General features: G+C 63.3%; 12 protein-coding genes. 5 read left to right on the top strand and 7 right to left on the bottom strand.

The window, feature by feature from the left end; genetic code table 11:
• Positions 1–25: 25 nt before the first annotated feature.
• From QSJ33_RS14530 to QSJ33_RS14520, 3 genes are all read right to left on the bottom strand, one after another.
• Entirely contained in the window at positions 26–1,654 is a 1,629-nt protein-coding gene (locus QSJ33_RS14530) for a type IV secretory system conjugative DNA transfer family protein (protein ID WP_285727493.1), read from the bottom strand.
• A 236-nt stretch (positions 1,655–1,890) separates the two neighbouring features.
• Positions 1,891–3,267, bottom strand: coding sequence for a hypothetical protein (locus QSJ33_RS14525; protein ID WP_285727491.1), 1,377 nt, complete (start codon positions 3,265–3,267; stop codon positions 1,891–1,893).
• A 178-nt stretch (positions 3,268–3,445) separates the two neighbouring features.
• Complete coding sequence (locus tag QSJ33_RS14520) at positions 3,446–3,859, bottom strand: hypothetical protein (protein WP_285727489.1); 414 nt, start codon at positions 3,857–3,859, stop codon at positions 3,446–3,448.
• Positions 3,860–5,047: 1,188 nt separating this feature from the next.
• Here QSJ33_RS14520 and QSJ33_RS14515 point away from each other — a divergent pair.
• Entirely contained in the window at positions 5,048–6,481 is a 1,434-nt protein-coding gene (locus QSJ33_RS14515) for a Fic family protein (protein ID WP_285727487.1), read from the top strand.
• A gap of 75 nt (positions 6,482–6,556) precedes the next feature.
• Positions 6,557–7,669, top strand: coding sequence for an HNH endonuclease (locus QSJ33_RS14510; RefSeq protein WP_285727481.1), 1,113 nt, complete (start codon positions 6,557–6,559; stop codon positions 7,667–7,669).
• A 262-nt stretch (positions 7,670–7,931) separates the two neighbouring features.
• Here QSJ33_RS14510 and QSJ33_RS14505 read toward each other — a convergent pair whose 3' ends face one another.
• Both QSJ33_RS14505 and QSJ33_RS14500 read right to left on the bottom strand, forming a co-directional pair.
• The gene (locus QSJ33_RS14505) at positions 7,932–9,230 is read right to left on the bottom strand and encodes a tyrosine-type recombinase/integrase (RefSeq protein WP_285727479.1); all 1,299 of its coding nucleotides are present in this window, start codon (positions 9,228–9,230) and stop codon (positions 7,932–7,934) included.
• A 419-nt stretch (positions 9,231–9,649) separates the two neighbouring features.
• A complete protein-coding gene (locus QSJ33_RS14500) occupies positions 9,650–10,096 on the bottom strand; it encodes a helix-turn-helix domain-containing protein (RefSeq protein ID WP_285727477.1) in 447 nt (148 codons plus the stop codon).
• A gap of 395 nt (positions 10,097–10,491) precedes the next feature.
• Here QSJ33_RS14500 and QSJ33_RS15610 point away from each other — a divergent pair, with 395 nt between their 5' ends.
• From QSJ33_RS15610 to QSJ33_RS14490, 3 genes are read left to right on the top strand one after another with little or no spacing between them, the layout of a single operon-like run.
• Positions 10,492–10,740, top strand: a complete 249-nt coding sequence (locus QSJ33_RS15610) for an alcohol dehydrogenase catalytic domain-containing protein (protein ID WP_420801414.1) — start codon at positions 10,492–10,494, stop codon at positions 10,738–10,740.
• 30 nt (positions 10,741–10,770) lie between these two features.
• Positions 10,771–11,766 carry an aldo/keto reductase gene (locus QSJ33_RS14495; protein WP_285727475.1) on the top strand — a complete coding sequence of 332 codons (996 nt, stop codon included), beginning with the start codon at positions 10,771–10,773 and terminating at the stop codon, positions 11,764–11,766.
• A gap of 17 nt (positions 11,767–11,783) precedes the next feature.
• Entirely contained in the window at positions 11,784–12,770 is a 987-nt protein-coding gene (locus QSJ33_RS14490; RefSeq protein WP_285727473.1) for an AraC family transcriptional regulator, read from the top strand.
• A 27-nt stretch (positions 12,771–12,797) separates the two neighbouring features.
• Here the strand turns inward: QSJ33_RS14490 and QSJ33_RS14485 are convergent, their stop codons facing one another.
• Together QSJ33_RS14485 and QSJ33_RS14480 are read right to left on the bottom strand one after the other, a co-directional pair.
• On the bottom strand, positions 12,798–13,025 hold the full coding sequence (locus QSJ33_RS14485) for a hypothetical protein (RefSeq protein WP_285727471.1): 228 nt from the start codon (positions 13,023–13,025) through the stop codon (positions 12,798–12,800).
• Between the two features lie 9 nt (positions 13,026–13,034).
• Positions 13,035–13,211 carry a DUF3606 domain-containing protein gene (locus QSJ33_RS14480; RefSeq protein ID WP_285727469.1) on the bottom strand — a complete coding sequence of 59 codons (177 nt, stop codon included), beginning with the start codon at positions 13,209–13,211 and terminating at the stop codon, positions 13,035–13,037.
• Between the last annotated feature and the right edge of the window lie 12 nt (positions 13,212–13,223).

The following is a 13,223-nucleotide window of genomic DNA, read 5'->3' as shown; positions in this document are numbered from 1 at the left end:
CCTCGGGAAAGCTGATGTTGCCGGTTCACAGCCAATCCTCCTCGGGGACCATGTCAGGGGTAGTTGGCGGTTCTGGATCTGAGACCCGAATCTGCGGCGCAGAGGGCATCTGGATGCACCAATCGGATAGTTCCACTGCCTTCATTGCATCCTGAGCTGCGGCCTTGGCTTCCGCCTCGGAATCCGCCCAGGGATCGCCACCAGGCAGCACCTCGCCCAGGGGCGTGCGCGGGATCTCAATGGGCACGGGGAACCAGTAAGTGAAGCCATGCAGGCGCCCCAGGGCCACCCGCAGTTCGGACCAGTGGCCCCAGGCATCCAGGGGCATGAGGTCGGCCTCCTTCTCCGTCTCCTTGGCGTTCATGTTGGCGGGAGGAACGCGGCGGGTGAACTTCCCCAGGGCCTTGGAGAGCCGCTCCCGCAGCTCATCTTCCAGGTTCCGGGCCAGCCAGATGCGCGTACCGAAGCCCTCCATGACGGCCTTCCAGTCCTGGGGATACACATCCTGGAGCAGTCCCAGGTTCTGGATGCCCGCCACGATGGAGACGCCCTTGGATCGCAGCAGCACGAGGGCCCGCTGGATGTTGTTGATCCGTCCGCAATCGCCGAACTCGTCCAGCAGAAGGAGGATCTTCGATGCGCCCTCAGGTCGGTTGCGCAAGCGCCCCAACAGCATGGCCCAGAACACATGCACGGGGCCTTTCAGCGCGTCGCTGTCCTCGCAGTTCATGATGTACCCGCCCCGGGCGATGAAGTCGTCCAGGGTGACGGTGCTGCGCCCTTCGGTGATGCTGCGAACGCGCACAGTTTCCCAGCGGCTCAGGGTCACCACGAGATCCTGGAGCACGGGCACCTGGCTCTTGGGTTCCTTCATCGTGTCCAGGTAGATGGGGTCAAGCATCGCCAGGAAGGGTTCCAGGCGTGTCTCCCGGAGCGCGAGGGCGATCTGCTGGATGCTCTCCCAGCGCTTCGAACGCAGCACTGCCCCGAAGATCACTCGGGCCATGTCCCGGACCCAGCCGTTGGGGTCCTTCGGGTTCTTGGGGAATATGTAGTCCACCAGGAGATCGAAGTCCTCCGCGGACCGGATCTCCTCAAGGGGATTCCAGACACCGCTTCGGGTGGCGTGGCCGCGCACATCTAGCCCGAACACGGGCCGATCTGGAAACACGTCGCGGAAGGGGAGCTCGGCTTTTGAGTCCTGATACACCCATGGCACCAGAGACGAGTGCATGAGCGGCGCGTAGAGGCTGGCGGTCTTGCCCGAGCCCTGCGGCCCCACCACGAAGACGTGTCCGGAGAGGATGCCCCAGCGGAAGGACACCAGGGTGAGGTGGCAGCCCCTGTGCTGGCCTTCCGTCACGACGCGGTGTGCAAAACGCGAGGGACTGCGGTATACCAGCAGCTCCGCAATGGGGCGCTTGTCGGTGTGGGTGGTTCCGCCCTCGATGACGCGGGCACCCCATTCCTCGGACACGTCGCGGAAACGGGCATCCGCGCGTCCCTCGCCCGCTTTCACATACCTTGGCTCGCGGTTCCAGGTGATCCAGAGCACCAGCGCCAGGATCACCAGTGCCGCCTGGGCTCCCAGGAAAAGTGGGCCGTTCTGGAACACCCCACGTACGAAGGACTCCTTCTCCACGGCCCACGACATACCCAGGCCCAGGGCGAGCAGCCCCGCACTGATTGGAAGGGTTTTCGGAGAACGGCGGTGCAAAAGCAACCACCGGGTGAACCAGTGGAAACGATCCCGTAGAAGGATCAGTGGGCGCTCCCGTTCTACCCAGGCCCAACGCAGGCCGCACCAGAGCAGACCAAGGAGCCCCAGGAATGCAGAGGTGATTGCCCCGAACGCCTCCCAGGCACGAAGCAGGTTGAGGATCAGGTGATTCATCGGTCTATCTCCACTCCGCGAGATGCGGCATTAGCAACGGTTTGCGTAGTTTCAGCAGCCATCTCGGCAACCTTCGAGACGCTCCCCACGATGGGAAGCCATCCAATCACTTGCAGGGCCCGGCGTACCGGCTCGGGGAGGTTGGCTGTCAGGCCAGCGCTCCGAGCCGCCGTGGCGCCCAGGTCCGTAGCTCCTCCCGCCAAGGTTCTGCCCAGCGAGAGGGGAGAGAGTGTGAGGAGATCCTTGGTGGCACCGGTAGCCGTCCGGGCTGATGTTGCGGCCATCTGGACGCCCGCCTGGACCTCCTGGGGCAGCAGCTCCCGGCCGCTTGCAGCCACGGCGTGGCCAGCCCCTTTGCCCAGTTCGACTCCGGCGCGGGTGGCCCCCTGGCCCAGCTCCTTGCCTGCCTGTGCCAGATCCCGGCCTGCCTCGTTACTTGCCACCTTCAGAGAGGCCCCGGCGGTCGGCAAAGCCGCAGCCAGGCCTGTGGCCAGCTTCACGGAGGCCTGGCCCACGTGGACTCCGCTCCTGGCAGCGGCCTTGGCCGCTTCCAGGGAAGCCCGCAGTGTGGCTTGGGCCGCCTCCTGAGCCAACACCAAGCCCGCACGGCTCACTTTCCGGAAAGGGGCAGGGACCCCGAGTTCCTTCACGGCCTTGTCCAGGGCCATGCGTCCCACACGGCCCTCCGCCCGAGTCCCGCGCTGCACCACGCGGCCGCCCCGGTCCACGGCCCTACTCAGACGGGCCTTGGCCACGCCAAGCTCCCGGGAGGTCTCACGCCTCTCCAGCCGACGCAGGGCCCCGGTGCGCCGATGCGCCACCTGTTCCAGCTCCGCCTGGTGCCGTGGGCTGCCGGACATCTCCCGGGACTCGTAGCGGGCCCGCAGCGCGGCCGTCTCCGTCAGGAAGCGCCGCTCGATGAGCAGCCGAGTCTTCCGCTCGAAGGGCCGGGCGGCCTCGGCCTTGCGTCCGGGTTCGGCCCGCTTCACGGCCTCCCGGCGCTGGCGTTCGTTTTCCTTCTGTTCCCGAATGACCTCCTGGAGCCGGACCTTCTCCGCCCTGAACCGTTGGTGGGCCTCCCAGTCCTGGATCAGTAGTTCGTCCCCGAAGATCTCCCGATCCCAATGTTTCTGCATGGATCCGTGGCGCCCCAGGGCTTGCTCGGGCATGCTCCCGCGAACGGCGATGTGGAAGTGGAAGCGCCCATCCTGCTCGTGGATGGCGAGGAGGTAAGGGCGCCCCTTGGCATAGGCCCTGACTAGGCGCTGGCCAGCCTCCTCCGCCGCCCTCGAAGGATTGGAGGGATTCCGCTCGAGGATCGTCCGGCACTCCGCTTCGGAGGGCGCCACGATGATCTCGTGGTACGGCGCCATCTCCCCGCCCATGGCTTCGATGCCCTGGGTTGGGGTGAGCTCCTGCCCCTCCATGCCCAGGAGACGCGCCGAATCCCGGCCTTGCTGGGCCGCCAGGTAGTATGCACGCCGACCCAGGCTGGGAGGGGATGTGCGCCCCCGGAATCCCGGCCGGAAGCCGGGCTTGATGATGGCCATCTCAGCCCTCTCCACGGAGGGTCTGGAGCTTCGCTTTTCCCGAGGCCGTGATGTCCGCCGCCCGTGGGCTCGACTCCACCACACCCATCAGGTAGGCGTAGATGTGCTGGGCAAGGCTCGTCAGCACCGCCAGCGTCTGGAGGATCTGGGCCTCCCGCTCGGCCTGGCCCTCCTCCACCTTGCGGATGATGGCCACCACGGCCTCGATCCTGGTCGCGTGGCGGGCCTGCTGCTCGACGACGCCAGTCAGAGTTCGTGCGAGGGCATCAAGCCTCGGCCCGAAATTCTCCTCGGCCATCCGCTCCCGCGCATCGTCCAGCAGGTTTCGAAGCGCCTGGGTCTGGGACACGCCTTGGCGCTTGGCCAGCTCATCCAGGACCTCGCATCGATCCGCCCCGATCCGGGCATGCACCACGGTTCTGGCATCTCCGGAAACCAGTGCTGATCGGATTCTTCGTTCGTTCATGTTGCATCTCCTGTTCTGTTCACCGCATCGCGCCACGCGAATGCACCATCGCCAAACTGTCGAAAGACAGGGCTTCGCCCATCGGGCGCCACAGTCACGCGCCACGCCGAACTTGCCACCCAGAGGGTTCGATCTTTCGATCGCCCGCACGGCCTACACGACCAGCTTACGAAACGCTACACAGCCAACCAGATGTAGTGCCTGCGAGGGCTCTCGCTGACTCAAACTTTCTCAGCGATGACCCAATCTTGCAGAACTGGGTCACTCGCGATCGTGGGTGGCCCCGTTTCTTAATCCCTCCCGAATATTGGCCCACGGACGTCCGGGCTCCTTGTTCAGGAGCAGTCCCTGTTCACGAATCGTGAACAGCATTCACGGCTGAACGAACCTCTCCTGCCCACGGTGACCACCTGCAGCTTCAGGAGAGTCCCCCTCCTTGCCCGGTGCTTTCTTTACCAGGTGAACCCGAGCAGAGAAGTGAGTGAGTGCGGGAGTTGGCCCGAGAGGCTATTTAGGTGCTGGTGGAACTGATGCTTGGCACACAGAGATCTCAGACAAGGCGTTGCCCAGGGCTTCCTGGGGCTGTTCCGGTTGATGCTCGGGCTTCCGTTTCGCCGTGCCCTCATCGCCATCACGACCTGTTCGCTCCAGGCGAAGCGCAGGCCTCCGTTCGTCTTGGGGATCGAAGGTGATCATGGGCCCACTCCTTCTTCCTAGATTGCCCATTTGAAAAAAGCTGGGTGAAAAACCTTCCCTTCGGCCGACCAAGAAGACGGTGGTTTCAGGGGTTTGCAGGATTTCCAAACCTACCCATTCCCCTCATGGCAGCCCCCCTTTTGTCTTCGCCGATTCCGGCAAAGCGTAGCGGCCTCAAGTCGGGGGTCCCTTTAGGGGGCCGTCTTGAGGCTTGCCGGGAGCGGCGAAGACATACACCTGGGGGTGGAGGGGAATAGACACGCACCCCCTCCTTTGTGCCGTTGGTGCAATCTTGGCCATCCCAATAGAATTGCACCCCCATTATTCCCAAGGCCCGGTTCAATCCGAAGTTAACCGACTTAACATCTTTTAGTCACAGCATCAAATTACACCTTGACCAGGTTCAATTCGGCACAATACTGGGATCAATTGGTGCAATTCATGACACCCCTCACCCAAGATCCCCTAATCCAGAGCATCCTCGAAGCGGCAGCCGGGGCTCAGAATGGCCTTGCGCTTAAGGATGTGTTGAACCTGCCTGATTTGGCAGGAAAACGCCGAAAAGCTCAAAAACTCCTAAGCACGCTAGTCAAAGCCAAGCAGCTGCGGATGGAAGGGGTGACCAGGGGCGCACGCTATTACCTGGCTATCCCCCTACCCCAAGCCCCCGCCCCCGCGAGACCAATCCCAGAAGATTACCCGCCGCTCTCTGCTGCATCAGCGATCCTGCGGGAGGACATCCGAAAACCTCTATCTCTTCGCACCCCAATCGGATACCAACGAGAGTTCCTAGAGGCCTACCGCCCCAACCAGAGTTTCTACCTGTCGGAGAAGACCAGAATCCACCTGCAGAGCCTAGGTCAACCCCGGGTGATCGAGCCGAAGGCCGGAACCTACGCCCGCCAGATCCTGGAACGCCTCCTGATCGATCTGTCCTTCAACTCAAGCCGCCTGGAGGGGAACACCTACTCGTTATTGGATACAGCCCAGCTCGTACGGGCAGGCCAACAGGCCGAGGGGAAGGATATCAAAGAAACCCAAATGATCCTGAACCACAAGGCGGCCATCGAGTACCTAGTCGAGCAGGCGGAACAGATCAGCTTCAACCTCCACACTCTTCGGAACCTGCATGCCTTGCTTTCCGAGAATCTCTTAGGCGATCCAGCAGACAGCGGCCGGTTGCGCGTAGGGGCTGTGGGCGTATTGGGGACGGCCTATCGCCCCATGGAAGTACCCAGCCTCATTGAGGAATGTTTCCGGCAGTTCCTTTACACCGCCCAAGAAATCCAGGACCCCTTCGAGCAGGCATTCTTCGCCCTGGTCCACATTCCCTATCTTCAGCCCTTCATCGATGTGAACAAGCGGACTTCGCGGCTGGCGGCGAACATTCCATTCATCCGTGAAAACCTCTGCCCCATCTCCTTTGCGGGTGTCCCTGGAGACGCTTATACCGACGGGATCCTGGCCATCTACGAACTCAATCGGATCGAGCTGCTCCGCGACGTCTTCATCTGGGCCTACGAACGATCCTGCAAGGAATACCAGGTGGTTCAGCAGGCTCTTGGAGAGCCGGACCCCTTCCGACTTCGTTACCGAGAGATCCTCCGACAGGCCGTTCAGCAGATCGTTAAGGAAGCCATGTCCCCGCCTCAGGCCCAAGAACTGCTCCAGCGTTTCGCCAACGGGGTGGCCCAGGATGACCGCATACGGTTCTATGCCGTCGTCCAAACCGAACTCAATGGCCTCCACGAAGGCAATATCGTTCGCTACCGATTAAGCGAAGGTGAATGGCGAGCTTGGCGTATCAGATGGGACCTTGATGCTCAGGGGCCCAACCCACTGGCACACCAACCACACGGAGAGGGCCAAGTATAGGACCTCCCTGCCCCACTGGAAATGGGGCGAGAATCCTAAACCGCGGAGCTAGGAATCTCACCGCTGGAGGCCAGAATGAAACGCTCCGACACGAAGAAAATGGAGCAAATCCTTTGCATTTACTGCGGCAACCACCGCTCCCCTTCCGAGGAACATGTCGTTCAAAAGTCCCTCGGGGGGAACCTCATCACAAACCTTGTTTGCAAGGACTGTAATACAGGCTTCTCAACCATTGACCAACGTCTTGCGGAGAGTTCGATATTCTCCCTAGCAAGGGTCGGCAACGCCTTGCCCGAATCCTTCCCGGCCTACTTGGGGGGTGACAACCTTCGTGTCTCACCGGAAGGGCGCTGGGAGGATGTTCGCATTACCAACCGAATGAAAGTCGAGATTCTCCCCCAGATCCGCCTCGAAAAGGAACCCGAGCCGGTACCTCCTCGGATTGCGTTTGCAGGAAGTGATCCCGATGAGATGCGAGTACTGATTTCTTTGGTCGATAAGAAAATCGGAAACGGGGCCATCAATAAGGTCTTTATTAAGGTCGGAGACCCAATCAAGTCCAAGGACCCTCGCATTGTCCTTCACCGGCATAAGGACCTGTATATCCGAGCCGCGAGCCAGGCCGAGGGCGAAGAGTTCATTGCTGTACTCACTCGTGTTTGGTCGCAAATCTACACACAAGTCCAGGGGAGCCAATTGAAGGTTGAACCGGCTCCACCAGGAGTTGTTGCCGTCGAGGTTCAAGTTTGCCCAGACGAGAATCACAGGGCGATTGCCAAGATTGCATACAACCTCCTCGCGGTGTGTAAAGGAGCTGAATATGTACTCCAGCCGGAGTTCACCCCCCTACGGGAGTACATCCGAGGGAACGAGATCGTTCATGAACCGCTTCAAGGCTCTGAGGATGTCACAGTGGATACCCGCTTCGTCCAATCGTTTCCGTACGGACCTAGCGCCTTCATGCCAAGTGATGGCCACACAGTTGTGCTTGGCTATTCTCATCCAACCGTGTTCGCCCTTGTGACGCTCTACAGCAACTTCACCTATCTTGTGAAGATGGCAGACCTCGACCTGCCTGAATTTCAAATAGAGGTCTTCGAATTCAGCATTGACCGAACCACCTCCAGGCGGCTCGATCTCAGGGAAGTCTATCAACGGAGAACAACCCCAGATATACAAATTAGATAATCAAAATCCACCACAGGATATGCGCGGAGCCAGGTGTCTGCCCTCGTAATCCCGCACTGGGATACCTCCCTGAGGCGTCGCAACATCCTGATCTTGAAAACAAGAAAACCCACAGCAGGTGTGGATTCCCGAGAGCCATAATCTTCTTAGCCCTCTTGGCCTATCAACTCAGCGAGCAAAGGACTGCCCGGAAAAAATATGGGAATAGGTTCGCGACATCCCTGGCGGATGCCACATTCCCATGTCGCACAGAAGCAACAAATCATGCTCCCTGAATCTTCAGGCTGGCTAACTTCTCGCCACCCGCAATCCCGAGCCGTTTCACCTTGTCCCTGAGCACACTGGCCGCCCAATCCGGCGTGAAGTGCCCGTAATGCTTCTCCACCATCCGGGTGTCGGCATGCCCGAGGAGCTTGGCCACAGCCGGAAGATCCACCCCGGCCCTAAGCAGCGTGACCGCATAGGTGTGCCGGAGTTCGTGAAAGGTCAACACCGGCCGGATCTTGGCCTGTTCGAAGACTTCCTCCAGAACCCGAACATGGTGGTTCTTGCCCCAGGGCTCCCCGTTGGCTTTGACCAAGAGGGGCTCATTTCCCTTCCGCCCGGCAGTCAAAGCTTCGAAAAAGGCCATCCCTTCTTCGGTCAAGGGGATATGTCTCGGTTTCATGGATTTGGCGTACTCGACAAATAAGGATTGGGAGGATCGACTGAAATCGCGAACTTGGAACCGCGCCAATTCCCCGTACCTCGCCCCAGTCAACAGGGCTGCCTGAACCAGTTCCTTCAACCCGGGCGGGCAAGCGTTTACCAAGCGGATCTGATCGACAGGCTCCAAATGGTTGATGCGCGCCGACTCCACCTTCCGGAAGGCTTTCACGGCCTTCCAGGCCCTGTCGCTGGACGCATGACCTCGCTGGTAGGCCCGGTTGAGGATCGCCTTCAGGATCGTGTAGACGCGGTTGCAGGTGCACATGCGCCGTCGCCTGGACTCCTCGTCGTTCCTGGGTTCCTTGTACTGCTGGGGTGCGCCCTTCCGAGTCCGGACCCGCGGGGGGAGCGACACGAGCTCCGCCAGCCACTTCTCGATGCGTGTGGATGAGAGGTCGTTCACTTCGATCTTCCCCAGCCTCGGGAGGATGTGGGCCTGGATGGTGGCCCGCGTGCTCTGGAGCGACTTCTTGGAGCGCAGCTCGAAATCGGCGAGGTAGTCCTTGCATGCGTCTGCAATGGTGAAGGGGCCTGTGGGGACATCCAGCCCCTTGGCTCGGCGGAGTTCGTCCTCGAACCAGGTGAGCGCTTTCTTGAAGGCCTGGTCGTAGCTGAGCACCTGCAGGCCGTCGGCGGGGAGCTGGTCGTCGGCCACGCCCAGCACCATCTGGCGTCGTGCGGGTTTCGCCTGCTTGATGTGCGCCATGGCCACCCAGGATCCGCCCCGCTTGCCCTTGGCGTAGCCGATGGCCCGGCCCAGCGAGAGGGGCCGCCAGTAGGGCGTCTTGCGGGGTTCCAGGGTCGCGCGTGCCGTGGGGCTGTCGATCTTGGCGAGGCGTTTCCGTTGCGCCATTTTTGGCTCCGTTACGGGACCAGTCTGACACCCCTTTTCTCCAAAATATCCTGCAAATCGCTTCTGACACGCGCAGACACCGTCAGGCATCACATTGCGTAAGTAATTGTTTTTTTTGATGTTCGATTTTCTTTAATATGAGTCTATGCGTGTCAGATCATGCCATTCTGTCGCCTTTCACAGCGATAACACGGGTTCGAATCCCGTTAGCCCTACCAGCAGACCCACTGATTTATCAGTGGGTTTCTTTTTGCACTCTTCCTTCCGGGCCATCCTGGGTCATCCGTGTAGAAACGGTGCAGAAAACCCGTCCCGGCTCCTCGCCCTCGATCCGGGTCGTGGGTGGCCAGGGGAACCCACGGCCGAAATGATTCCGTTCGGCCTTCCTCCCAAGGCACCCCTGGGCCCGGGTGGGGTGGCTATTCGGTCCTGCCGGCCATGGCTTCGAGCTGGGCCTTGATGCGCCGTTTCCCCAGGCCCCGGGCCGCGACCCAGGCTTCGAGCTGCTGGGGGCGGGGGCGGGTCTTCCCGCTCTCCCAGTTGTAGACGGTCTGGGCGGAGATCCCGAGAAGGGCCCCCATGTCCGCGGCCGAGAGCCCGAGCCGCTGCCGGCGGGACGCAAAGCCCTTGGCGCTGAACCGCGCGCCGGAAGGACCCGCGGAGGGGCCCTCTTCCGCCCCGGCCTTCGAGGCTTTCTTCGAGAGTCGGCCGAGTTGGGATTCCAGCGCGGTGACCCGCCGTTTGAGCGCGGCGATCTCGGAACGGTAGTGGGCGGAGGCCTTCTTCAACGCCTCCGTTTCCGATTTGACCTCCTTGCGCGCCAGACGGAGGATCTCTTCCTTGAGCACCGAGGCGATATTTGGCATGGGGGTCTCCGGGGACGGCCGTTCTTCATTACAACAAGAAACGTCCAGAAAACTCAAAAATTGGATTTGACGGTGAAATCCCGCCGACCGGCCGTTTCCCTTTATTTGTGAGGAACTTGCGCCCCGCCGGGAGCGTTCCGAAGTCCACGCCTGGATCGGGCCCGGAGTCGGGTGGCGACCCCGAAGGCCCTGCCCGGACCCCTGTTGCCAGCGCTGGGATCCGCCCTGCCCCCACCGGGGCGGGTTGGAGGATCCGGCTAAACGTTCGGAGTTCCAGGCAAGCCCGGGGGAGCCGGGACGCCTAGACTTCTTCCTGCCCCCGGGAGGTCCCGGCTTCCCGGCGGGACCTTCCGAGCGCACCTTCCCACGGCCACCCACCTCCTCCATCGGCCGCCCTGGAAGACCCCAACCGGAGCGGGACACCCGCTTCCCGATCGCCCGCCCTTCGGAGCACCCGGGAGGATCGCCTTCGTCATCACCCGGGAGAAACAGACAGGCCCACGAACGTTTCAGGCCACGAGATCGTCGGCCGCGTGGGGTCCGTGGGGCCGCAGGCGACCCGTTTCAAGCCGGGGGATGCCGTCGCGCGCCGCTGCTTGGACGGGGCTGCGCCGGAAACCCGGCCGGCCATTCCCAGCCCCTGACCCCGCCATACTTCATCAAGGAGCCCGACCATGCAGACGCGCACCCTCGGAACCCATGGACTCGAAGTCTCCGCCCTCGGCCTCGGCTGCATGGGCCTGAGCTTCGGCCTCGGCCCCGCCGTGGACAAGGCGGAGGCCATCGCCCTCATCCGCGCCGCCGTGGAGCGGGGCGTCACCTTCTTCGACACGGCGGAGGTCTACGGGCCCTGGACGAACGAGGCGGTGGTCGGCGAGGCCCTGGCCCCCTTCAAGGGCCAAGTCGTCCTCGCCACGAAGTTCGGCTTTGCCATCGACCAGGTCACGGGCCAGAACCCGGGCGGCCTGAACAGCCGGCCCGAGCGCATCAGGGCCGTGGCCGAGGCCTCCCTGAAGCGCCTCCGGGTCGACGCCATCGACCTCTTCTACCAGCACCGGGTAGACCCCGAGGTGCCCATCGAGGACGTGGCCGGCGCGGTGAGAGAGCTGATCGCCGCCGGAAAGGTGAAGCACTTCGGGCTGTCCGAGGCCGGCGTGAAGACCATCCGCCGGGCCCACGCCGTCCAGCCGGTGGCAGCCCTCCAGAGCGAATACTCCCTCTTCTGGCGCGAGCCGGAGGTGGAAGTCATCCCCACCCTCGAGGAGCTCGGCATCGGTTTCGTGCCCTTCAGTCCGCTCGGCAAGGGCTTCCTCACCGGGAAGATCGACGAGACCACCACCTTCGACCCCACCGACTTCCGCCAGGTCGTGCCCCGGTTCACCCCCGAGGCCCGCAAGGCGAACTTCGCCCTGGTGGAGGTGCTGCGCACCCTGGCCACCCAGAAGGGCGCCACACCCGCCCAGCTCGCCCTGGCCTGGCTGCTGGCCCGGAAGCCCTGGATCGTGCCCATCCCGGGCACCACCAAGCTCCACCGCCTGGAGGAGAACCTCGGGGCCGCGGCCCTGGCCCTCACAGCGGAAGACCTCGCCAGCATCGAGGCGGCCACGTCGAAGGTCGAGCTGCAGGGGGCCCGCTACCCGGAACATCTCCAGAAGCTGGTGGGCCGCTGAGCCAGGAAGACCCCAGCATGCGACAGTCCACCGGACGTGCCATGACCCAGGATCCCAGCTCCCCTCGCGCCGCGGCCCCGGACGGGCCCGCCCCCGACCTGGCCAGGCTCGCCGACCTGCTCAGGGCCCATGCCCCCAGCGACGGCAGCTTCGACCTGCGGGTGCCCGGGGTGCATGTCACCCGGACCTCCCGCGTCCACCGGGAACTGGCGCACGGGGTGCTCCGCCCGTCGCTCTGCGTCGTGGCCCAGGGGGTGAAGCGGGTGCTGCTGGGGGGGGACCTGTTCGAGTACGACGCCTCGCGCATGCTGGTCTACTCCGTGGACGTCCCCATCGCGGCCCAGGTGACGGCGGCCAGCGCAGCCGCCCCCTTCCTCGGCCTGCGGGTGGACCTCGATCCGGCCCGGATCGCGGCGCTCGCCCCGAAGGTCTTCCCCCATGGCCTGCCCAAGGGGCTGGCGGGCCGGGCCATCTGCGTGGACCGGGCTGACGCCGGGGTCATGAACGCCATGGTGCAGCTCATGGATCTCATGGGGCGACCGGGAGAGGCGGAGCTGCTGGCCCCGCTCGTGCTCGACGAGATCATCCTCCGCCTCCTGCGGAGCCCCCTGGGGCCGCGGGTCGCCCTCATCGGCCAGGCGGAGAGCCGGATCCAGCGGGTGGCCCAGGCCGTGGCCTGGGTGCAGGGCCACTTCGACCAGCCCCTGGATGTCGAGCGGCTGGCCACCCTGGCCCACATGAGCCCCTCCTCCTTCCACCAGCACTTCAAGGCCATCACGTCCATGAGCCCCCTGCAGTACCAGAAGGCCCTCCGGCTCCAGGAGGCCCGGCGCCTCATGCTGATGACGATGCTTGATGCGGGGACCGCGGGCCGCCGGGTGGGGTACCTGAGCCCCTCCCAGTTCTCGCGCGAGTACGGGCGCTACTTCGGCAGCGCCCCGACCCGGGACATGGCCAGGCTGCGCCAGCAGGCGGGACCCGCCCCGGGAGCCGGCGTGGAGTAGGACGCAGGCCCCCCGGTCCCGGTGTGGCTAGCGGAGCCGCAGGGCGTAGTTCCTTCGGGCGTAGCGGTCGATGTACCGGTTCAGCCCCTTGCCGCTCAGGGCCAGCTGCTTCATTTGCTGGATGTTCGCCAGCCCGGTGTTCGCGTGGTCATACCGGTAGATGGCCCCATCCTGGAATTCGACGGTGATGCCGTCCGCGCTGAATTCGAACGCCCGGATGCGGGAATCGCCTGCGGGATCGCCGTAGCGCCTCATGCCGCCCTCCTACTTTCCGAGGTAGCGCCGTACGTCCTCGACCCGGGGACCCACGGCGGCCACCGCCGCCTTGAGCTTCTCCTTGGAGACGCTGAAGTAGATGGCCCAGTCCCGCAAATCATGGATCTGATCGACATGAACGAGTTCCTGGCCGTCGGCCTCGTGGCTCATCAATTCATCAGGCATGCCTTCTCCTGT

The organism is Geothrix rubra (assembly GCF_030268065.1).
GTDB classification, from domain to species: domain Bacteria; phylum Acidobacteriota; class Holophagae; order Holophagales; family Holophagaceae; genus Geothrix; species Geothrix rubra.
Note: the sequence above shows the minus strand (reverse complement) of the source record. Positions and strands in the feature narration are given on the sequence as shown.

What these genes read in the sequence shown, in the direction of transcription:
- QSJ33_RS14530 (WP_285727493.1), bottom strand. Translation starts at nt 1,654, where the DNA reads ATGTCGTGGGCCGTGGAGAAGGAGTCCTTCGTACGTGGGGTGTTCCAG.
- QSJ33_RS14525 (WP_285727491.1), bottom strand. Translation starts at nt 3,267, where the DNA reads ATGGCGCCGTACCACGAGATCATCGTGGCGCCCTCCGAAGCGGAGTGC.
- QSJ33_RS14515 (WP_285727487.1), top strand. Translation starts at nt 5,048, where the DNA reads ATGACACCCCTCACCCAAGATCCCCTAATCCAGAGCATCCTCGAAGCG.
- QSJ33_RS14510 (WP_285727481.1), top strand. Translation starts at nt 6,557, where the DNA reads ATGAAACGCTCCGACACGAAGAAAATGGAGCAAATCCTTTGCATTTAC.
- QSJ33_RS14505 (WP_285727479.1), bottom strand. Translation starts at nt 9,230, where the DNA reads ATGGCGCAACGGAAACGCCTCGCCAAGATCGACAGCCCCACGGCACGC.
- QSJ33_RS14500 (WP_285727477.1), bottom strand. Translation starts at nt 10,096, where the DNA reads ATGCCAAATATCGCCTCGGTGCTCAAGGAAGAGATCCTCCGTCTGGCG.
- QSJ33_RS14495 (WP_285727475.1), top strand. Translation starts at nt 10,771, where the DNA reads ATGCAGACGCGCACCCTCGGAACCCATGGACTCGAAGTCTCCGCCCTC.
- QSJ33_RS14490 (WP_285727473.1), top strand. Translation starts at nt 11,784, where the DNA reads ATGCGACAGTCCACCGGACGTGCCATGACCCAGGATCCCAGCTCCCCT.
- QSJ33_RS14485 (WP_285727471.1), bottom strand. Translation starts at nt 13,025, where the DNA reads ATGAGGCGCTACGGCGATCCCGCAGGCGATTCCCGCATCCGGGCGTTC.
- QSJ33_RS14480 (WP_285727469.1), bottom strand. Translation starts at nt 13,211, where the DNA reads ATGCCTGATGAATTGATGAGCCACGAGGCCGACGGCCAGGAACTCGTT.